This is a genomic window from Sporomusa rhizae, from assembly GCF_041428845.1.
Classification (GTDB): domain Bacteria; phylum Bacillota; class Negativicutes; order Sporomusales; family Sporomusaceae; genus Sporomusa; species Sporomusa rhizae.
Map to the genome: position 1 here is coordinate 2,979,106 of NZ_CP156925.1, position 21,653 is coordinate 3,000,758.

20 protein-coding genes and 1 tRNA gene are annotated in these 21,653 nt (G+C 40.5%); 8 read left to right on the top strand and 13 right to left on the bottom strand.

Going from position 1 to position 21,653, the window contains the following annotated elements:
* Positions 1-84: 84 nt before the first annotated feature.
* The 6 genes from coaE to SRRS_RS14120 form a co-directional block, all read right to left on the bottom strand.
* Positions 85-723 (bottom strand): dephospho-CoA kinase, encoded by a 639-nt coding sequence (gene coaE, locus SRRS_RS14095; RefSeq protein WP_371361403.1) that lies wholly within the window; start codon positions 721-723, stop codon positions 85-87.
* Positions 724-737: 14 nt separating this feature from the next.
* On the bottom strand, positions 738-1,562 hold the full coding sequence (mutM, locus tag SRRS_RS14100; protein WP_371361404.1) for a DNA-formamidopyrimidine glycosylase: 825 nt from the start codon (positions 1,560-1,562) through the stop codon (positions 738-740).
* A gap of 14 nt (positions 1,563-1,576) precedes the next feature.
* Positions 1,577-4,219 (bottom strand): DNA polymerase I, encoded by a 2,643-nt coding sequence (polA, locus tag SRRS_RS14105; protein WP_371361405.1) that lies wholly within the window; start codon positions 4,217-4,219, stop codon positions 1,577-1,579.
* A 224-nt stretch (positions 4,220-4,443) separates the two neighbouring features.
* Complete coding sequence (locus SRRS_RS14110; protein ID WP_371361406.1) at positions 4,444-5,658, bottom strand: L,D-transpeptidase family protein; 1,215 nt, start codon at positions 5,656-5,658, stop codon at positions 4,444-4,446.
* Between the two features lie 102 nt (positions 5,659-5,760).
* A complete protein-coding gene (locus SRRS_RS14115) occupies positions 5,761-6,903 on the bottom strand; it encodes a nitrogen regulation protein NR(II) (protein ID WP_371361407.1) in 1,143 nt (380 codons plus the stop codon).
* Between the two features lie 427 nt (positions 6,904-7,330).
* On the bottom strand, positions 7,331-7,915 hold the full coding sequence (locus SRRS_RS14120) for a MerR family transcriptional regulator (RefSeq protein ID WP_371361409.1): 585 nt from the start codon (positions 7,913-7,915) through the stop codon (positions 7,331-7,333).
* A 216-nt stretch (positions 7,916-8,131) separates the two neighbouring features.
* Between SRRS_RS14120 and SRRS_RS14125 the strand changes: the two genes are divergently transcribed.
* The 3 genes from SRRS_RS14125 to SRRS_RS14135 are packed head-to-tail and all read left to right on the top strand — an operon-like array spanning position 8,132 to position 12,337.
* A complete protein-coding gene (locus SRRS_RS14125; protein ID WP_371361411.1) occupies positions 8,132-10,003 on the top strand; it encodes a spore germination protein in 1,872 nt (623 codons plus the stop codon).
* Between the two features lies 1 nt (position 10,004).
* Positions 10,005-11,114, top strand: coding sequence for a GerAB/ArcD/ProY family transporter (locus tag SRRS_RS14130; RefSeq protein ID WP_371361413.1), 1,110 nt, complete (start codon positions 10,005-10,007; stop codon positions 11,112-11,114).
* On the top strand, positions 11,090-12,337 hold the full coding sequence (locus tag SRRS_RS14135; protein ID WP_371361415.1) for a Ger(x)C family spore germination protein: 1,248 nt from the start codon (positions 11,090-11,092) through the stop codon (positions 12,335-12,337). Before SRRS_RS14130 ends, SRRS_RS14135 begins: the two co-directional genes overlap by 25 nt.
* Before the next feature lie 350 nt (positions 12,338-12,687).
* On the opposite strand, the gene SRRS_RS14140 is transcribed toward SRRS_RS14135, so the two are convergent.
* A tRNA-Leu gene (locus SRRS_RS14140) sits at positions 12,688-12,773 on the bottom strand.
* A gap of 261 nt (positions 12,774-13,034) precedes the next feature.
* On the opposite strand from SRRS_RS14140, the gene SRRS_RS14145 reads away from it, so the two are divergent.
* A complete protein-coding gene (locus tag SRRS_RS14145; RefSeq protein WP_371361417.1) occupies positions 13,035-13,763 on the top strand; it encodes a M48 family metallopeptidase in 729 nt (242 codons plus the stop codon).
* A gap of 60 nt (positions 13,764-13,823) precedes the next feature.
* On the opposite strand, the gene SRRS_RS14150 is transcribed toward SRRS_RS14145, so the two are convergent.
* From SRRS_RS14150 to SRRS_RS14160, 3 genes are all read right to left on the bottom strand, one after another.
* Positions 13,824-14,270 (bottom strand): C-GCAxxG-C-C family (seleno)protein, encoded by a 447-nt coding sequence (locus tag SRRS_RS14150; protein WP_371361419.1) that lies wholly within the window; start codon positions 14,268-14,270, stop codon positions 13,824-13,826.
* Between the two features lie 103 nt (positions 14,271-14,373).
* Positions 14,374-14,874 (bottom strand): hypothetical protein, encoded by a 501-nt coding sequence (locus SRRS_RS14155; protein ID WP_371361421.1) that lies wholly within the window; start codon positions 14,872-14,874, stop codon positions 14,374-14,376.
* A gap of 12 nt (positions 14,875-14,886) precedes the next feature.
* Positions 14,887-15,192: a hypothetical protein gene (locus SRRS_RS14160; RefSeq protein WP_371361423.1), complete on the bottom strand. Its 306-nt coding sequence runs from the start codon at positions 15,190-15,192 to the stop codon at positions 14,887-14,889.
* 225 nt (positions 15,193-15,417) lie between these two features.
* On the opposite strand from SRRS_RS14160, the gene SRRS_RS14165 reads away from it, so the two are divergent.
* The 4 genes from SRRS_RS14165 (at position 15,418) to SRRS_RS14180 (ending at position 18,596) form a co-directional block, all read left to right on the top strand.
* On the top strand, positions 15,418-15,774 hold the full coding sequence (locus SRRS_RS14165) for a hypothetical protein (RefSeq protein ID WP_371361425.1): 357 nt from the start codon (positions 15,418-15,420) through the stop codon (positions 15,772-15,774).
* A 224-nt stretch (positions 15,775-15,998) separates the two neighbouring features.
* Positions 15,999-16,955, top strand: coding sequence for an AAA family ATPase (locus SRRS_RS14170; RefSeq protein WP_371361427.1), 957 nt, complete (start codon positions 15,999-16,001; stop codon positions 16,953-16,955).
* A 5-nt stretch (positions 16,956-16,960) separates the two neighbouring features.
* A complete protein-coding gene (locus SRRS_RS14175; protein WP_371361429.1) occupies positions 16,961-18,310 on the top strand; it encodes a VWA domain-containing protein in 1,350 nt (449 codons plus the stop codon).
* A 25-nt stretch (positions 18,311-18,335) separates the two neighbouring features.
* Positions 18,336-18,596: a hypothetical protein gene (locus tag SRRS_RS14180; RefSeq protein WP_371361431.1), complete on the top strand. Its 261-nt coding sequence runs from the start codon at positions 18,336-18,338 to the stop codon at positions 18,594-18,596.
* Between the two features lie 16 nt (positions 18,597-18,612).
* Here the strand turns inward: SRRS_RS14180 and SRRS_RS14185 are convergent, their stop codons facing one another.
* The 3 genes from SRRS_RS14185 to dat all read right to left on the bottom strand — a co-directional run bounded on the left by SRRS_RS14185 (position 18,613) and on the right by dat (position 21,537).
* Positions 18,613-20,121 (bottom strand): IS1182 family transposase, encoded by a 1,509-nt coding sequence (locus tag SRRS_RS14185; protein ID WP_371361433.1) that lies wholly within the window; start codon positions 20,119-20,121, stop codon positions 18,613-18,615.
* Between the two features lie 196 nt (positions 20,122-20,317).
* Positions 20,318-20,656, bottom strand: coding sequence for a CC/Se motif family (seleno)protein (locus SRRS_RS14190; protein WP_371361435.1), 339 nt, complete (start codon positions 20,654-20,656; stop codon positions 20,318-20,320).
* 20 nt (positions 20,657-20,676) lie between these two features.
* A complete protein-coding gene (gene dat, locus SRRS_RS14195; protein ID WP_371361436.1) occupies positions 20,677-21,537 on the bottom strand; it encodes a D-amino-acid transaminase in 861 nt (286 codons plus the stop codon).
* Positions 21,538-21,653: the final 116 nt, after the last annotated feature.

Here is a 21,653-nt window from a genome sequence, read left to right on the forward strand (position 1 = left end):
CAACATATTTATCCGATGACTAACCCGCTCTAAGACTCCCTCTTCTGTAAGCGGGAGTAAGAGCGGTTAAGTCGATAAGGGCGACTAACCTTCAGGTGGGGTTAAGACCCCATCTGAAGCTAAGTCTACTTTATCGTGTAGTTTTTGCCAAGCCTGAATTACCTGTTGATGAGTTTTTTCAATATTTTCAGTGTTATCGATTACAACATCCGCGTATCTCAACTTTTGCCGCAAAGCTAGCTGCGCATTTATCCTAACTGCAGCATCCTCACAACTTATATTGTCACGCGCCATTAAACGGTTACGCTGTGTTTGTTCATCCACAAAAACTACCCAAACAACATCCACTTTTGTGTGCCACCCTACTTCTATTAAAAGCGGCGCATCAAGAACAATGGTATCATAACCACGTTTTTCAGCATCAGCAATAGCTAGGTTAGCAGATTCTTCAATATATGGATGTGTAATTTTTTCCAAATCAGCTTTAGCCTTACTGTCTGAAAAAATAATTTTTCCCAGCTGTTTACGGTCAATTTCACCTTGCTGATTGGCAATAGTTGTACCAAATCTATCTACTATCTTCTGCCAAACCGGCTTTCCAGGCATAACAACTTCCCGCGATATTTTATCTGCGTCAACTATAAATGCTCCCAGTTGAGTAAGCATTTTGCTTACAGTACTCTTGCCACTGGCAATCCCACCGGTTAAACCAATCAAATGCATAATGTATCCTCCGCCTACTTTTGACAGTTAGGACAATAGTGCGTACCGCGTCCAGCAACTTCCTTGCGGGCAATTATGCCACCACAACGATGGCAAGGTTGATTCGCCCGACCATAAACCTTAAGGTGGAATTGATGACTGCCACTTTTTCCGGTACCGTCACGGTAATCCCGAAAAGATGTACCACCGTGAGCAATTCCATCCGCAATCACTTGATTAACTGCCTGGTAGAGATATTTTGCTTCGGTTTCTGTTATACTGCTAGCTGCGCGTTCAGGATCAATTCCAGCAACTGCTAACGCTTCATCTACATAAATATTCCCTAAACCACCGACCAGCTGTTGATTTAATAGCACCCCTTTTATTGTTGCGTGCCTCTTACTTAACATATCAACAAAGTACTCAAAAGTAAAATCCTGAGATAGCGGTTCCGGCCCCATCGAAGCCAAACCGGAAATCCGCCACAATTCACCCTCAGGCATCAAATATAAGGTTCCTAAAGTACGCGTATCAGCGTACAATAAAACATCTCCATTATCAAGTCGAAAGATAATATGAGTGAACTTATCAAATTCTGCTTCTGGAGTTACATAGTACAGGCGTCCCGTCATGCGTAAATGAACAACCATTACCAAATTATTGTCCAGATAAAAAAGCAGATATTTCCCGCGCCGGTCAAGCTTAATAATTGTCCGATCTGTGATTATTGCCTGAAATTCGGGTGCTGTCGGCCATTTAATCAGGCGAGACAAACCTATTTCGACACGGGTAATTTTACGCCCGGCCACTTTATCAGTAAGCGTCCGGCGAATAGTTTCAACTTCAGGCATTTCGGGCATAACGCACACTCCTTTTATTTAGCTTCAGCCCAATTGCTGCCAATCTTTACTTCTGCCAACAACGGTACATCCAATTCTACTGCTTGCTCCATAGCTTGCTTTACCAAGACTGTTACCTGATCAAGCTCCTCTGTGGTTACCTCTAATACTAATTCGTCATGCACCTGCAACAGCAGTCTGCTTTTTAACCCCTGCTTTTTTAACTCAGCATAGACGCTGTTCATGGCAATTTTGATAATATCGGCTGCTGCTCCTTGGATAGGAGTATTCATAGCAGTTCTTTCAGCAAATGAGCGCTGATTAAAATTACTACTGTTAATATCCGGCAAATGACGTCGCCGGCCAAATAAAGTAGTTACATAACCATCACGATGAGCACTGGCGACAATGTCGGCAGTGTATTTTTTAACCCCCTGATATTTTGCGAAATAGCTATCAATATAATGCCCGGCTTCTTTGCGGCTGACGCCAATATCCCTCGATAAACCATAATCACTGATACCATAAACAATCCCAAAATTAACTGCTTTTGCTCTGGCACGCATTTCTGAAGTAACCTCTGACATCGGCACCCCAAAAACTTCAGAAGCGGTTCTGGTGTGTATATCCTGATTGTGGCGAAATGCTTCCTGTAGACTGCCATCTCCTGCAATGTGTGCCAACACTCGAAGCTCGATTTGCGAATAGTCGGCTGCCATAATATATTTGTAGCCATCTCCAGGTACAAACAGTTCTCTAATTCTCCGGCCTATATCTGACCGGATAGGAATATTTTGCAGATTAGGCTCCGAACTACTCAACCTGCCGGTAGCTGTTACCATCTGATTAAAGGTAGTGTGTATCCTGTCCGTTTTAGGATGAATTAGTGGTTCCAGGCCGTCCAAATAGGTTGACTTCAACTTGGTCAAAAGACGATATTCCAGCAATTTATCAATCAAAGGATGCTTTCCTGCCAGTTTTTCCAATACCTCTGCGTCAGTAGAATAACCAGTTTTTGTCTTTTTAATAATAGGTAGTTGCAATTTTTCAAATAAAATAACACCTAATTGCTTAGTAGAATTGACATTAAACTCTTCGCCGGCCAGCAGGTAAATCTCATGCATTAGTTGTTCTATCTTTGCAGCAATACTCACTGCCATTTCGCGTAAATAGGACTTATCAACTTTTATCCCCGTAACCTCCATAGTTGATAAAACCTCAACAAGCGGCATTTCTATCTGCTCATAAAGTTTGTCCAAACCGGACGAAACAAGCGCTGAGGTAATAGCAGGTTTGAGCTTATCAATAATCTCACAGGCCCAACAAGCAAATTCTGGTCGATTCTGTAAATTCTTATCTCCTGCAGGCAATATTATGGCTTCATTTAGATACGTCTTAGCTAGCACATCCAATGGATAAGACGCTGCAGTCGGATCAAGCAGATAAGCGGCAATAAGGACATCTTGGATTTGAGCTTTTAGCTCGCGCCCCTGGACTCTGCAGGCATTATACATTTTTTTCGAATCATAGGTAGCCAATATCAAATCTTTGTCGGCCAATAAATCAAAAGCAATATCCCAGCCTTCTGAATTAGTAGGGATATAGACCGTTTTTCCTGAACTGTTAATAGCTACCCCGGTGAGTTCTGCGACAGGCGAATGTTCTGATAGTAAGGGATAGCAACTCGCGTAACCCAGCTTTTTTACGGCGTCGCAAATGGCAGCAACCTCAGCTTTGGTAGAGGCAACAACCGGAACAGCAAATTCAACGACGGATTGAGAAGGCTCTGCCTCGAATGTTTCACTGCTTCCTTGAAATATAGTATCAATTTTGTTTACTAACGTTTTAAATTCAAATTTAGTAAATAATTCTTTAACGGTTGACCTATCAGGATGAATCCCAAAATTCTCAGGGACAAATTCAAGGTTCATATCACGAACAATTGTTGCCAGTTGTTTGGATAAGACAGCTAGGTCGGCGAACTGGCGAAGATTTTCCTGCAGCTTTTTACCGGATACTTTGTCTACATTAGCTAAGACATTCTCCAACGACCCGAATTCGGCTAAAAGCTTGCCTGCCGTCTTTTCGCCAATTCCCGGTACACCGGGAATGTTATCAGAGCTATCTCCCATCAAACCTTTCATATCGATAAATTGTGCAGGTGTAAGTCCGTATTTTCCCTTAAGACCCGCTACATCAATTGTTTCTACCTCTGAAATACCTTTTCTAGTGAGCAAAACTTTAGTTTCTGGACCTATAAGCTGCAATGCATCACGGTCGCCTGTCACGATAAGAACCTCATAACCTTGCTTGGCAGCCTTTTCGGAGAGCGTTCCAATAATGTCGTCGGCCTCATACCCCTGTTCTTCAATTGTAGTAATACCAAACGCCTGCAGCAACTCACGAATTAACGGGAATTGCTCAGATAATTCTGTTGGGGTAGCTTGACGATGCGCCTTATACTGTTGGTATGTCTCAGTCCGGAAAGTCACCCGGCCTTTATCAAGAGCCACTGCAATTACATCCGGATTATAATCTGATAATATTTTTACCAGCATGGTAGTGAATCCATAAACCGCGTTAGTGTACAATCCACCGGCTGTGCGCAGCATCGGCAAAGCATGAAATGCCCTATGTACCAGACTGCTGCCGTCAATTATTATAAATCTTTGGGGCATAAGCCCACCACCTTTAAATACATTTTTTCCAATCTATTTGTATTGGCTATTTACACTAAAATCCCTTCTCTATTTTTTTAAATAGCAAGCAACCTTATGTAATAGTTTTTAAAGAAAAAGCCGATATTGCCTTTATTTACGCTAAAATTACATTTTCTATACACAAAAAAAGTGGGATATCAGATCGCTTTTACGCGACATCTATCCCACGCCTACATACACTGTTAAAGATTTGTGAGTTCTATACTCTTAGCGGCTTCATTTAAATATACATGCACACCAAAGGCTTCATTAATACTGGTTATTTTTATATAAGGTTCAGTACCAATTGTATCAACAGTCATTGTAACTGCCTTGCCTTTTTCACCGACCGTCAACATTTTAGTTTCCTGGTTCCAAACTGCTTTATATCCCATAGTTTCCGCTAGCTTCAGTGCTGGTAGAGCATACATTCCCTGTATCTTACTAATTTCAATATTAACTGGTTTTTCGTTTAAAAGAACCATCATTTTATCAAAATTCAAGGTATTCTCTTCTGTTTTCCAACTTACTTGACCACCAAATAAACCTGACAGTTGGTCTGCGGGAATATACGCGATATCGCCACTAACAATACCGGGAATACTGCTTGCACCATAGCGTGCAGTCCTGGTTTTGTCGTCCCATCGTACGTCACAGTTTAATACTTTGCCTACATCATACAGTGGAACATATGGTACACCCTGGACAATCAATCCCCTGACACCTATTAATTTACCATTTAATTTAATTTTGAACTGATTGGCAATTACCGTTTGCTGATCACTGGGATCATCAAGTAGTTTCCGCAAAACGTTATCTGATACCAATGCGTTTAATCGATACGCATTCAACTTATTCCTTATATCCTGAATCGTTACGCTGCCATACCCATAGATGTCCGGATATACTGCCAGCGTCACTTGGCCTTGGGCGTTTGTTCGAATTTTTATTCTATCATAAGTAATTCGAACCGGTGTACCGTAATTAACCTTATCAAAAAGCTCTTCTACATCTTCTTCATGCATCCGAATACAACCATTTGAAACTGCAGCTCCAATCGACCATGGAGCATTAGTCCCATGAATACCATAATCTTTCCAAATTCCCATCCACCTATACCCTAATGGGTTATCTGGACCAGATGGCACAACCGTTCCCGGTCGATCTGGCGGATACCAAGCAGGATTTACTTCTTTACAAATAATAGAATAAGTGCCAAGTGGAGTTGGCGTTGACGTTTTACCGATAGCTATGGGAAATTCCTTAACCAAACTGTCGCCTGAAAACAATTCAATTGTTCGGCTGGGTAAATTTACAGTAATACTTGGAGAAAGCAAACCTGGATTTCCCTGGGCATGACTAACGGGAACCATTGCAACTAATAAAACTAAAAACACTAAGACAAACCGGAGTAACACGAGCATCCCTTCTTCACATTATTTTACGAAACAATACATGATATGAAGGTGCCCGTCTAGGATATTACCCCACTTGTGAAATTTATTATAGTTTTCATGCCATCACTGTAGATTGAGTATTTGCTGATGCACCACCCGAAGATGTCTTTGACGTTCGTCAATAATCGGGAGATAAATATGAATATGGGCACCAGTGCTGCCCGTCTTCACCGGATTCACATTAATAAAACCGCCATGCTCGCCAATGACCCGGTGGGCAACAGGTAAACCCAATCCCATATGTTCAAGCTTAGTGGTATAAAAAGGTTCAAATATCCGTGGCAGAATTTCCGGAGGTACTCCCGGACCAGTATCGGAAATAGCAATAACAAGCATACTCAGTTCAGAATTGATCCAGGATTTGACGGAAAGTACCCCCCGATCAGGCATGGCTTCTATCGCATTTTGCATAATGTTGACAATGGCCTGCTTAATAAGATTACTATCTACATTAAGGGGCGGTAAATTGGGAGCTAACTGCTTGTTAATATCTATATTTTCTCCACCAAGTTGTTTAAAAGTTAACAGAAGGGCTTCTTCTATTGTACGGTTTATATCTACATTATTCTCTTTGTTGACAGGTGGCTTAGCAAATAATACAAGTTCTTTTACTACTTTATTGATACACGACACCTCGTCTAACATCATTTCGAGCACGTCGCGCCCTACAGTGTATCTGTCATCTTCCAAACGACTAAGCATTACTTGTAAATATCCGCTTATCGTAGTTAACGGTGTTCGTACATGGTGAGCTACGCCAGCGGCCAATTCGCCCAACGACATGAGCATTTGAGTTATTTGTATCTGCTTTATAGCTGCCCGCACCGCCGATAAATCCTGAATAACGACAATACAACCGTTAGCTTCACCTTTAGCACCTCTAAGTTTTAATGTATCTATATGGGCGTAAATGTACTGATCTTTAACTTTCACTTTTAAATTGACGGTATTTAAGTCTTCATCATCATCCAGGTAAAATATTCTTAAGAACTTTTCCCCGTGATGTCTAAATACATCATCAACTTTTCGTCCAATTGATTTGCCTCTCTCAATACCGCAGATTTTTTCGGCTTCACGATTTAAATTTTTTAATCTAAAATCGTTGTCTATAAAAATTATTCCGGTAGTCGTTTCAAAAGAATCCTGATACTCATCTTCACGATGCAAGTAAACTATCTTGTTATCTAGCGCTTCTGCAGCTGACATCGTCGATCTCCTCCCCAATAAGCAGCTTTTAAATTTTGTGCTGTTAAACATTCTTGTAAATTTTTGTAATTCCTGCTAAATTAGAACAATTACTTTTCGTAAAAAACCGACACTTTTCAAATATTGCATGTCGAAATAAATATAAGACTTTAATAAACCCTTGATATACTTACTTTTTGAGAATCGGCCTAATTCGACATAACAAAGTATTAAAGCTTGATTAAACGGTATTAAAGTTTGATTATAACCGTAATATTCAACATAAACAGGTAGCATATCTTAATATTTTACCATTATTTGTAATTTTTAACTTAAACTTACAAATTTTACCAAATTATTATTCCAGTGCTGAGATTATAAAAGGCAGTGAATCAGGAAACTTATCCGTTGATTCACTGCCTTTTATAATCTCTTTTTATCAATTTAGCTAAACACCCAATAACCGCTGCCAAAAAGATTTCGATTTATTATTTTCCTTTACTTCCATGACCTGCCGTAAACGGTTGTCTACCAGTTGGAAATGGCTTGTAAGTTCTGTTTCTAACCGCTCTTCCAGTTTAGTTACTTCCTGTTTTAAATTATGTAACTCTTCTTGTTGTTCATTCACAATAGTAATTGTGGCCGCAATTTGTTGCAACGCCTGATTTTGCGCTGCAATAACGGCCATAATCGCAGAGCCGTCAACCTGACTTACTGTTAATAATGCTTGTGTTTGGTTTGCTTCCTCCTGTTGCGAATATGTTGCGTCGCTTTCCTGCGATTCCGAGTTTACCTCAATAAACCTGGTAAAACGGCTACTCAGATCATGATTAATATCATCAGCGTTTTTATTTTGGTGCATTCCTTTGGCAATAACCTGAAATACCTCAATGGCTTCGGGATAAAATCGTTTCTTTTTCCCCTCCCCTGTAGCCGGTAAATAATCCATAAACAAGTCGCGATAGTAACGTAAAGTACTCTGTGGAATACCAAGCTCTTGCGATATGTCTTTAATGCTTAATAACTCTACCATAAAAATCACCCTTTGTGTTTTTGTTGTTGCGGTTATATTCGCGACTACCTGGTGGTTCTCCTGCTATTTTTATGAAATAATGTAAAAAAATACCAAATATATTTTATTCTATTCCATTAAGAATTATGCTCAGCAAAGGGGTTAGTTTTTTGAATAAAGTATTGATCCCCTACGAGTGGGAACACTAATTGAGAATGCAAATTACGAGGTGTAGTCTTGAAGAAGAATTTAGTTTCGATGGCCGTTACAAAATTATCATCCATTTTGGGCTATACGCCACCGGTTAACCCTGATCCATTTGTCTTGGATGAGACGAGACCATTTGACAATGATACTCAACCGGATAAAATATCTGCGGCCCATGCAGCCTGTGATCAATTTAATACTCTGTTCCGCTTCTCACAACGTTTAAAGCTATCTATGGAAAAAACGCTCGACCTTGTCATTAAAGGTTATTCTAACGAAGATATGATCCACCTTAAACTTGAACTGGAAGCGCTTGAGAAACAGTGGTCTGCTATTTCTCCCATCCGGCTGGCTTACCAGCAAGGACAGAGAATCCATGAGCTTCCTCTAAGTACAAGTCTTGAGGAAAATAAACGCATCCTAAAAGAAATTTATCAGTTGCCTCGCAACAAGGACATCATTTTGCGGGAGTTTATCATTGCAGGTGCTCCTTATACTAACGCTGCCCTAATATACATCGACGGTATGATAAATAGCGTTAAGTTAGAACGCTTTATACTGCAACCACTAATGAACCCGCAACAGCCTACAACATTTGATAATGACGATGCAATTGGACAATTTATTGAAACCGTACTACCTAACGCATCTATAACGAGAGCAAACATCTATCAAAAGCTGGAAGAGGGAATCAACAGGGGCGACACCGTGGTAATCATAGACGGACTAGCTGAGGCAATCATCATCGAAACTAAAGGGTGGGAACATAGAAGTGTAAGTACACCTCAGACAGAACAAACTGTGCGTGGATCACAAGTTGCTTTTGCCGAAAACCTGAGGGTGAACACCGGCCTCATCCGCTCTATCCTTCATAGCAGTGATCTAATAACTGAAATGGTCACCGTTGGCAAGCGTGGACAGTTAAACTGCGCAATTATGTATCTGAACTCTATTGCGAATGAGTCGTTAGTTGCGGAAGTTCGCAGACGACTAGAGGGGGTTAGCACTGACTATATCGTAGATTCCGGCCAACTTATGCAATTTATCGAGGATCATCCTAAAAGTCTCTTCCCTCAAACGGTTTCCACTGAACGCCCTGATCGTGTTGCTAACTATATAGTCGAGGGGCATGTAGCCTTAATTTTGGAGGGAAACCCATTTGCCCAGATTGTCCCGGCAAGTTTTTTCTCTTTCTTTCATTCAGCCGAAGATTTTAGTAACAAAACAAGCATAACAAACTTCATGCGTGTTCTCAGATTATTCGGCGCGCTGATTTCCAGTGTACTTCCTTCACTGTATATCGCTATCGCTTATTTTCATCAGGAGGCAATACCAACTGAACTTCTGTTAGCAATTGCCGGCTCGCGGGAAAACGTTCCTTTTCCCGCTATCGTCGAGGTAATGATGATGGAGATTTCTTTTGAACTCATCCGCGAAGCCGGTGTTCGTATTCCAGGTGTACTTGGATCGACCATAGGCATTGTGGGTGCAATTATTCTTGGACAAGCGGCGGTTACCGCTCGCATTGTAAGTCCTATTATTGTGGTAATCATAGCTATTACCGGTTTAGCCTCGTTTACCATACCGGAACACCGCATGGCTTCGGCTGTTCGGATTATACGATTTGTTTTGCTGATGTTCGCCTGGATTATGGGGTTAGTCGGACTGGCTTATGCTCTTTTAGGTCTGACTGTTATCGTATGCCGCCTTAAATCCTTTGGCATGCCGTATATGGTTCCGGTAGGACCAAAAACGATAGCCAATTTTGATGTTGTACTGCGTGGGCCTGTTTTCGGACAAGAAAGAAGACCGGATGCGCTAAATACAAAAGCCCAACAACGCCAACCTCATATTAGTCGTTTGTGGAAGAAAAAACCTGCTGCTTCGGAGGATAATGAATAGCATGAAATATCAAAGTGGCCGTTTGGGCATAGCCGAGGGCTTAGCTTTAGTCTTTTTCATAACCTTCCCCCCTATATTTTTAAGTACTGCGAGCAAATCGGCGCAAATCGCCGGAAATATAAGTTGGTTAACTGGTACGCTAGCAGCACTTATCGGAATGATGCTGATGTATCTTTATTCTTGTGTGCTAGAACGTTATCCCGGCGATCTTATCTCGACTACACAAAACTTGCTAGGACAGCTGATGGCATGGATCATTAGTATTTTTTATTTCACCGTGTTTTTTGGCCTAGCAACTCTTTGGACACGGCAATTCGCGGAAAACACCCTGCTAACAGCTTTGCCCTATACATCCTTTGATATTGTAATTTTATGGTACGGGATAGGCTCTGCGCTCCTTATTTACGCCGGTATCGAAGCTTTGTGCCGCGCAGCCTACGTTATCATGCCCTTTTGCATTATTGCCCTATTACTTGTGTTTGCATTACTGCTGCCCATGTATAAGCCTATGTACTTATTGCCCTGGCAAGGTAAAGGGCTAGCTAATATTCTCACTCCAACCATTAATCTGGTAGGTGCAAGTGCCCAGCTAGCTTTGCTCTTTATTCTGGCACCAGCTTTTCAGACAATCAATACTTTAAGGAGTGCTTTACTATTTGGCTTTGGTGGCAGCGCCATTATGCGGGTGTCTGCAGTGGTTGTTTTTATCATGGTTTTTGGTTCCGCTGTTGGTGGTGAAAAAACGCTGCCCTTCTACGAAATGGCGCGGTTAATTTATCTTAACCGGTATATTCAGCGTCTGGAGGCAATTTTTATTCTGTTGTGGGTTATAGTAGGTATTATCGCAATAGCACTCTGTTTGTACGGGAGTTTATACGTTATCGCAAAATTGTTTAAGCTGCCAACTATCAAACCATTGATCCCCGCAGCAGCTCTCACCATGATGCAATTGGCTATATTGCCGCAGGATACCAACGAGGTACTACAGATTGAGTCTGCATTTTTCGGCTCATTTTGTGCCCCGGGGGCGGTATTTTTTCCAACCGTCCTGCTACTCGCATTTCTATTCAAAGGTAGGAAAAAAGTATGCAGAAGTCGCGGATTAGATTAATTGTCTGTTTCTTTTTGTTGTGCTTGCTACTTGCAGGTTGCAATGGTGGTAAAGAAACAGATGAAATAGCTTGGGTTATAAGTATTGGTGTGGACAAAGCAGGCGATGAATTAGAAATCACCTACCGGATTGCCATCCCCAGAGCTTTGGCCGGAGAAATGGCCGGAGGCGGCGATAAAAAACCTACTACTTTAATAACGGTCAGAGCGGCATCACTCGCAGAGGGCCGCAATCTACTGAATACTGCCTTAGCGCGTTCAGTAAGCTTAAATCAGGTAAGGTTATTGGTTGTTTCTGAAGACCTTGCACGATCCGGAATTGATGACTTAATTGGGCCTTTGATTCGTTTCCGGGAGTTTCGCGGCAGTATTTTTATCATGGTAGCGCGGGGGAATGTTAGAGAGACATTCGAAAAAAATGCCCCTTCTCTCGAAACCCTATCTTCACGTTGGATTGAAAACTATGTTCAAAGCTCAAATGAAGTGTCGTACTACCCAAAAGCAAGTTTACACGAATTTTATCTACGTCTAAAAAATGCAACAGGCTCACCTTATGCATTGTACGTCGGACTCAACCCGCTAACAGGTCACGGTCAGCCTTCAGGAAGCAAAGCTGAGGGCGAAGCAACTGAACCTTATTTACCGGGAGATACTCCAAGGATAGGAGGCGACCCTGTAGAAGTATTGGGGACTGCTGTCTTTAAAGGCGCCAAAATGGTAGGCGCACTAGACACAGAAGGAACTAGAGCATTCGGCACCTTACAAAATCAGTTGTATCGAAGCTTTTTTGTTATTGACGACCCTCTCGCCCCCAAACATAAGATTAACATTGCCGTCCGGAATGGAAGCAAACCCAAGATTAAGATAGATAATTTAGGAGAAAGACCTACTATAAATATTGACGTTTTTTTAGAGGGTGAGATTACTGCCATCCCATCTGGCATTATGTATGAAGAAACGGAATATCGCTCTTTATTGGAACAACAAGTTTCCAACGTTATGAAAAATGAGCTTCAGAACATGCTTGCGCAAACTCAGGAATGGGGCGCAGATATAGCAGACTTCGGATATTATAGCAGAGGTAACTTCTCTACCTTGCAAGAATTGCAAGAATATAAGTGGAACAGCCATTATCCTCAAGCTGAATTTATTATCAACGTCAGGACAGAACTTAGACGCTCAGGCTTGATGCAACAAACAGAGCCTATACGGAGGGATGATTAAAACATGACCTATTTTTTCTTCCTGTTAACGATACTTGCCGCTATTCACGCTTCATACTTTGGGATCTGGCTAATCAAAAATAGCAATAGGACAGGAGCTATATTTATATTTGCTGCTTCTCTCCTTTGCTTATCCTTGCCCATATATCGCCTGATTACTGCCAAATAAGTAATAATACTCCCCCGCCTCCTTCCACATAAGTTGCTGTATCTAAGGTATGAATACTTAAATACCTTGTGTTTTAATAAATTCAATAAATCAATTCAATCATGCAAAAATTAATTCTTTTACGTCTAATCAAAACGAAAAAGTCTATATGAACTAAATTCACATAGACTTTGGTATACAATTGGTGCCCGGGAAGGGACTTGAACCCCCACGTTGTTGCCAACAAAAGATTTTGAGTCTTCCGCGTCTGCCATTCCGCCACCCGGGCATTATTTAGTTATGTCCTGCATCGGACATTTGTTATAATACCATTTGCATTTATTATTGTCAAGTAAATTAAATAGTTTTTTTATCTTAATACTTTACACGCGTGGGCCTTTGCTGATAGCGAAAAAAAGTATTTGCTAATCTGAAGAAGTTTACCTACTCGTAGAAGGACAAAAGCGATTTTTATCAAATATATATGTCACAGTAGGTAACCACTATTAATCGGCGTACTGTAACAAATATATTAAGAAGGAAATTAAAGATGCCCATAGTTACACTTGAAAATCAGGAGATTGCATATACTTTACGTCTGGATAAACGGCGGAAAAACATTCAACTAAAGGTACTACCAACTTCCATAATTGAGATTGTCGCGCCAGTAAAACTAAACAGCATGGAAATTAAACATATCCTTACAACCAAGAGCAAATGGCTTAGAGACAGACTTAACAAACTAACCTCCCTAGCCGCTAATCCCGTTAATCAAACGTTAGTTTCCGGCTGCCAGCTTCTATACAATGGTCAACCACATATACTTACCATTGTTCCGGGCGCCAGTCGTCCTGAAGTGATTCTTATTCCCGGAGGAATTATGGTCAAAGCACCTGGCGATTGCTTAGATAATCGTGCCTCTAATGTTATTGAGCAAATATTAAAAGCTTGGTTTGTCAGACAAGCTGGTAGGTTGTTTCAAGAAAGAACCAGGCATTGGGCACCAATTATTGGAGTCCATCCTGCCCGCATAACTATTAAGGATCAAAAAACCCGCTGGGGCAGTTGTTCAAGTCTCGGTAATATCAACTTTAACTGGCGGGTAGTCATGGCACCGCCCCAAGTACTAGATTATCTTGTCATTCATGAGTTATGCCATATGCTTGTACCCAATCATTCGCCCCGGTTCTGGGAACAAGTCCAAAGGTTCTCTCCTAGTTATCAGAACCACCGTAAATGGCTAGGCGATAACGGCAAAATTTTATCCCGCATCTTTTAACTTATTTTTGTCCGATGACCAAGATCCGCTTCTACCAGCAAGAGTAACAGCGACTTGGTCTCACTTTATTAGCTGATTATCCTTAATGTATTTTTCCAGCAGTTCCGCAGTCGTACAAGTAATTTTAATACAGTTTCGCCCCTGGTCCCTTGTACCAAATTCATGCTTGTTAAGAACCCGGCAGCACGCCGCACCGAAGTTTTTGGTAAAAATACTATGAAATTCTTTCGAACTAGAATATATAGGACCACGGCTTTGCTCAGAATTTGCCCGGCCTTGCAGCATGCCTAACACCATAATCGCCCCTGAAAGCGCTCCACACATACATCCGGCGTGACCAAGACCACCGCCAAAGCCTGTTGCCATTTTTAAAGCTTCATCAGAAATATCAAGCTTTAATATATCTCGAAAACCCCGTACAACGGATTCGGCACAATTATAGCCGGATTTAAAGTTCTGACCAACTAAATCTTTGGCACTCAGATTATTGGTCCCCTGTTCTGTCATAGCGATTCCTCCTGTTATGTATTACATAATTTATTTCGACAATACACAGTTTTTTCCTGCGAAATGTAAAAATCTCTGCCCTTTACCAAAGGCAGAGATTTTATTACTTTATACGTCGAACTGCTAACGAAGCCAAAATTCCTCCAAAAATACCAGTAACAAGCTGAGGCCAACTCATTGCCAGCATAATACCGGCAGCAAGCTTAGGAGGAATCGCAACAAATGTGAGCAGCCAGGCAAATATTCCATAAAGAAGTCCGGTTTTACCTATTGTTGCCGAAACAATACTCAACAGACGACTCCAACGCAATGCAATGAGAAAGAGAATGATGTATGCTATATTCCCCAGAGCAACAGGTACGATAAATACAGGCAAAGGCAAAAGCTGTTGGAAATAAGCAACTACCGGAGCTATTGCGGCAATAATAATTGCAGGCCACAAACCAGCCTTCTCGGCAGCAATAAGCAATGAAGCATTAACTAAACTACCAATGATAAAAGTAGATAGGAATGGCGGCACGGGAATAAAAAAACGCAGCGATTGAAAAATCAAGGTCAGCGATAACAATAACGCTGTCCTTGTCAAAATCCGGTTATTTGACATAGCGCTCTCCGTTTATCTACGCCGCCGGTTATTATAACCGCGTCCAAATATCATGTAAGCCAAAAGCCCTAACAAAATTAGATAACTAAGTGTGATACTAATGATCCCTAAATCAACAAGTACATTGACAGCAGTTAATCCTCCAAGAAAAATCATAGAACGTTTCAGATCAATAAATGGGTCGCGACGTAGGACCAAATAAACTACCCCAAGTACGACTAAGTCAATAGCAACTCTGGCTAATACGTTAAATACAAAAGAGTTGAGCATACTGCCGACAATCATAACTGCCAACACTTTAAACCATGTTTGATTCATTATAAGCCTCCTTCAGTAACGTTATTTTAAAATTAAAGTTTATCCCAAGTTATATTAATATGGTTATAAGTAAATTATGCCCAAGTTTATAAAATTCCTGCCTTTGCAAGTCTATTTCTAAGAATATCATAAATTATTATAAATTTTTTTTAATTTAGTGTTTATAGTTTTGTAACTTTGAGCATACTCTTTATTGCAACAACTACTATGTAAGGAGTGAATATTGTGAGTGAGGAAATAAATTTTGCTTTTACCCTATTCGAACCCCATCGTACTCGTCAGCCGAAAAATGATCAACCTGCTGTTGAAGTTCGACCGAACGGCCGCATTGTCTTTAACAAACAAGCCACTCAACTTTTGGAAAACAATACTTTTTGTATGCTGGGCTATGACCCGGAAAACCGGGCATTGGGTATTCTACCTTTAAGCGAATTAAAGCCAAATACATTTCATGTACGTTACGCTGCCAAGGGAGCATATATCGGGGCAAAGAAATTTTTCAAGCATTTTGATATTCTCCCAGGCCAATTAGTCGAAAATACCCCCTTCAAAAGCGGCCAGTTTATCGGCATAACCTTATAATTTATTTTATTGTCTGTTAATTAAAAAGTTACTCTTCGGAGTAGCTTTTGTTTTTTTACTGAGAGAAAGCATAACTTTGTCTGAAAAAAGACACATTGGATTTCGCTTCGCAACGACTCTGCTCAAGCCGTGTTTTCTTTAAAGAAACGTTTTCCCTTGTCAATCATTATCAATTTGCTGTAAAATTAAAACAATAGCTTGATTTAGAGATAGGAGAACAAACTATGGATAATCCGTCTAAACTTTCTTTAACTATGCCTGAACTGCGTACAGCTTTTGAAAACCAAGGTTATATTTGTGATACAGAGCTTTTAACTACTGTTTATTTGGCTTTAAAATTAGAAAAACCTTTACTAATCGAAGGAGCCCCTGGCGTAGGTAAAACGGAAATTGCCAAAGTGCTGAGTAAAATATTTGATACCGAACTTATCCGGTTGCAATGTTACGAAGGCCTTGACGAAAATAAAGCCCTATACGAATGGAATTATCAGCGGCAATTGATTAAAATCCAAATGAGCAAGGATACAACCTGCCAAAATCTTTCCGAAAGCGATGTATTTTCTACGGAATATTTATTGGAACGCCCGTTATTAAAGGCAATTCGTTCTGAAAAACGCCCAGTACTATTAATCGATGAAATAGATAAAACAGATGAAGAGTTTGAGGCTTTTCTATTTGAAATCCTGTCCGACTTTCAAATCTCGATTCCTGAACTCGGCACTGTTGGCGCTAAGCATATTCCTATGGTAATATTAACAAGCAATCATGACAGAGAGTTGTCAGAAGGCCTGCGACGCCGTTGTGTTTACTTATATATTGATTATCCAGCCATTGACAAAGAGATTAATATCATTCGCACAAAGATACCTGAAGTTACTGAAAAATTAGCCATGCAGATTGCTGCCGCTATTCAGCATATTCGCAGCAGCTTAACGCTTAGCAAGCAACCTTCTATCGCCGAAACACTTGATTGGACAAGATCACTTATTGCTATGCATGCCGACCATCTTGATACTGCATTAATTAGACAAACTCTTGGACTACTATTTAAAAACCGCGACGATTTATTAACATTTCAAAAAGATTTAGGTGTCGAAGGGCTTTGCGCAGCTATAAAGCAAACAAAAGGTATGACCAATGAATCTTGCCATTGCCACTGCAGCGCAGACGTTGGGAGCTGATATTTTTGAACTCGCTCTCCGATAATATTGTAGGTTTTGTGCAGATTTTACGCCAACTCGGAGTAAGAATCAGTATTGCAGAAACTATTGATGCAGTAGAGAGTTTAACAATGATCGATACTTTCGATAGAGACGTATTTCGATCAGCTTTAAAAAGTACATTAATCAAAAACTCTGAAGATCAAGTAGCCTTTGATAAAGCTTTCAATTTGTTTTTTGTTCCCCCTGAGGCTAAGCAGGAACAACGAAGTGCTTGGGATTCCAAACAGCAAATGGATCTTGAACAATCACAACAAGCACAAGAGGAATTAGTTTTTCAAGGACACCCTCTCGAAATTCCTGACGAACTTAGAGATGTTTATAAAATGCTACCCGAAAGGGAAAAACAACGCCTACAAAGTTTTTTAAACAAAACCTCTACAGGTAAGAATGTTAAGGAATCGTTTCAACCAATCGTTGAAAATTTGCTTAAAAGCTCTCTTTCGTATTGGCAACGCCAATTACCACCCGAAGATTTAGCCCAACTAGCTGCTGCACGCCGCCAATTACTAGGACATAATGAACTTGATCATGTTGTAGAGTCGGCAGCAGGGCTTGGTGGCACAGGCCGCAACCCACTGCTCTATAAAAACATGCAAGATATCGAAGAACACGAAATACCACTGGTTACGGCTCTCATCAAGCGCTTGGCATTCCGCCTGACTACACGCATTTCCCGGCGGTTTCGCATGACTGGCCGCCGAAAACTTATTGATATCCGCAATAGCATTCGCCGCAATATGCGTTATGGCGGAATAATGATCTCTCTAAAATATAAGACAAAAAAAATTCACAAACCCAATATCGTTGTAGTATGTGATGTATCGGCATCTATGACCAAATATGTCCGGTTTACATTGCCACTGCTTTTTGGGTTATCAAGTGTAGTGAAAAATATTGATTCCTTTATTTTTGCCAACGATTTAGAAAAAGTAACTCATTCTTTTCACCGCAGCGATGACTTCAGTCAATTTACTGAAGAATTAATTACAAGCTCAACGCAAATGGGCCAGGGTACAAATTTGTTTATTGCTTTAACAAGTTTAGAGGAGCAATATAAAAAGTTACTATCTCCTTCTACTCTACTTTTTATTATCAGCGATGCCAACACCCTTGCTCCGCTCGAAACAGCCGGGGAACTGTCAATTCTCGCTAAGAAAGTCAAACGCATTTTGTGGCTCAATACGCAACCTAAAGAACGCTGGAATCAAAATAGCTCTATACCACTGTTTCGTAATTACTGTACAATGTTTGAATGTTATTCGCTGGCACATTTGACAAAAATATTGTCGCTTAATTTAACCCGCCAATCGTAATGAATAAATTTAAGGACGTGATATCATGTATTTTGATGGACCAGAGTTAGTCGCTCATTATCAGCGCTGGCTCAATACTTATCGTGAACCAATCGAACAAAAACTTACCACTGCTCTTAGTCACAGAGATCAAGCGCAAGCAATGCATAATGCCATGGATGTTTTACTGACTGAAGTTTTGCCAATGGCATTGGCTGAAATGATCCTGTTTAACAACGGTCGCCTTGAAGAAAAAATCCAAGAACAGGGCGGCGGTTGCTCAAGCTGCGCTTCAAATCTAAAATAAGACAAAACGCCGCAGGCTAACTAATTAGCCTGCGGCGTTCCAGAGTGTAGACAAATCCCGCTTCAGGCCGGAAGGCCAACAAGCGGGATTTGTTAATAGTTACGAGTTTCATAAATTTTGATAACATAGACGGAAAAGTTCTTGAAAAAGGCGGTAACATACCGCGCTTTTTTTTCCACATTGCTAACTTCTTTAAATTCATACACGCAAAAAGAAGCGTGAGGTAGTGTTGTACTTTCCTCAAGCCACGATAGCGAGTATAGCGCATTCCATGTCTTTCTTTCGCATCTGCGAAGACACGTTCAATGGTTTGGCTTCGGCGGCGATATAGGTCTTGGCCTTGGTGAGTATGACGGACATCCTCTGCATATTCAACGTAAGATTCCCAGATATGCCGGTTTACGACTTTTGTAAAGTTTTGGCTTTGGGTACATTGTATACGCAGTGAGCATTGGACACATATCTTGGGATTGCTTTTGTATTCCCGATAGCCTTCTCTATTTGTAGTGGAATATTTTAGCACTTGGTTATTGGGGCAGATATAGCAGTCATAGTATTCGTCATAAACATACTCGTATTTCTTAAAGTATCCTTCTTTAGTCATGGGGCGTTTGTAGGGCATAACCGGTATTTTATTTGCTTGCATAATTTCACGACATACTCCCGGCGTTTTGTAACCAGAATCGGCAACTACTGCTTTTATGTCATTAAATTTTTCAATGACATCTTGAAATACATCGGTAAACACCTGACTATCATGAACATTACCTGGGGCTGTTTTAACACCAAGAATAAAATTGTTGCGCTCACAGGCCACTGTGGCGGTGTAAGCAAAGCAACGCTCTTTTTCACCTTTATGGAACATACCACTTTCTGGGTCAGTTGTACTTTCTTTGACTTCCTTTTCTTCAATCATTGTTCCGTCAGAATCATTGTCGTTGTCATCGGTAAAAGGTTTCTTGCCATGTGATTCACGGTCAGCGTTAATTTCAATCATCAATTCACGCTTATATTTATGTACTCGATGCTGGGCCATCTTTTTAACATACTTGTTTTTATTGGCGTTGGCCTTAATATGACTAGCATCAAAAAATACAGCATCTGCTTTGATAAAACCACATTCTATGGCCTCAAATAACACTCTTTCAAAGATTTTTTCAAAGAGGTCACTTTCTTTAAACCGTCTTTCATAATTCTTCCCGAAGGTAGAAAAATGCGGTATCTTCTCCTGAAAGCCGTAGCCTAAGAACCAGCGGTAAGCAAGATTGACTTGAGCATCGCTAATTGTTTGACGCATAGATGTAATACCGTACAAAATCTGCAGTACTAGCAATTTTATCAGAACGACCGGATCGATACTGGGTCTGCCAGTAGTATCACTGTATAAATCTTTAACTTCATCATATATAAAATCGAAATTTATGCTTGCATCAACTAAGCGCAGTAAATGATCTTGTGGAACTAGCTCGCTTAGACAAACAAATTCGACTTGGTCGGTTATCACTCTGTTTTTCTTCTTAAGCACGATTATCTCTCCCAATCTCTTATTATCTCTTATTATCTCTTATTATCTCTTATTATCTCTTATTATCTCTTATTATCTCTATTTTACTATATTTCACACCGGATTAGAAGAGGTTCTCAAATATAAAAAGGCTGCCGACTTTGTCGACAGCCTGAAACGCCGCAGGCTAACTAATTAGCCTGCGGCGTTCGTTTCTTTAGCACGATGTACAAATTCCACAGTTTGAATTACTAGTCGGCAATCCATACACGACTAACGTTCTGTCAAACAAATTCAATTGAGTATCTATGCTTAGAAAAACTTGGTCGCTATGAACTAACAATGAATTATGCGCGTATATTCTTACACCATCAATATCGAAGACTTGAAAATCATTTTGTTCATGCTCTTCGGGCGTCCCCAATTGCACTACCGGAACGTCAGCAGTTTGTAGTTTGCAGCAGCTAGGTATCAGGCGCTTTTCTATTCTTATAGTAATAATGCCGCCGTCCTTAGCAATATACTCCTGTGCCCTTTCAGTTACTGTCAGATTCATTTCATCTCAGTCCCTAATAATTATTTACGTTGACACTCTTTATCAATTAATGCCCAATAAGCATCTTGTAATTTGCGGGTTACTTCCCCCACTTTGCCATTGCCTAATGGCTTCCCATCAAGAGTAACAATCGGTGTGATTTCAGTACCAGTGCCTGAAATAAAAGCTTCGTCAGCAGATTTTGCAAAGATATCGTCAAACTTTTTCTCAATAAATAAAACACCAAGTTCTGGTGCAATTTTCTCAATTAGAATCGTCCTGGTAACACCATTTAGAATAAGATTGCACTTAGGATATGTCCAAACGACACCATCTTTTACCACATAAAAGGTACTGCTGGTACCCTCTGTAATAAAGCCATCGCGAATTTGAATGCCTTCCAAACAGCCGGCCTCATTTGCTTTTTGTTTTCCCATAACGTTGCCGAGTAAGTTAAGAGATTTAATGTCGCATCTCAGCCATCTTTCATCAGGGATAAGCAGACCTTTAGCTCCTTCTAATTTGTTCTTATCCGGTAAGGGATTGACCGGACGTATCGACATAGTTAATCTTGGTACAACATTTTCGGGAAATCCGTGTGCCCGTGGTGATACACCACGTGTAATCTGCAGATAAATGGCACCATCAAGAATCCCGCTCTCCTTAATAAGTAACTCATGAAACTCCACAAATTCCTCGAAGGTATATACAGCTGGAATTCTAAGCTCGCGCAAAGAGCGGTATAATCTATCAATATGCAATTTCAGAGCAAAACAGCGTCCGTTGTAAACCTTTGTTACCTCATACACACCATCACCAAATTGATGGCCTCTATCTTCCATTGGCACAACATAATCATCTAAATCTATTATTTTACCGTCTAGTAAACCTATCGGTTTCATTAAAAAGCCCCCCAAAATGATGTTTATTATAACCATTTATACGAAACTAAGAAAAATCCTGCCTATTCGACAAAAAACTGCACAGAGATAGGACTTTCAAGTGAACAGTACCTGCT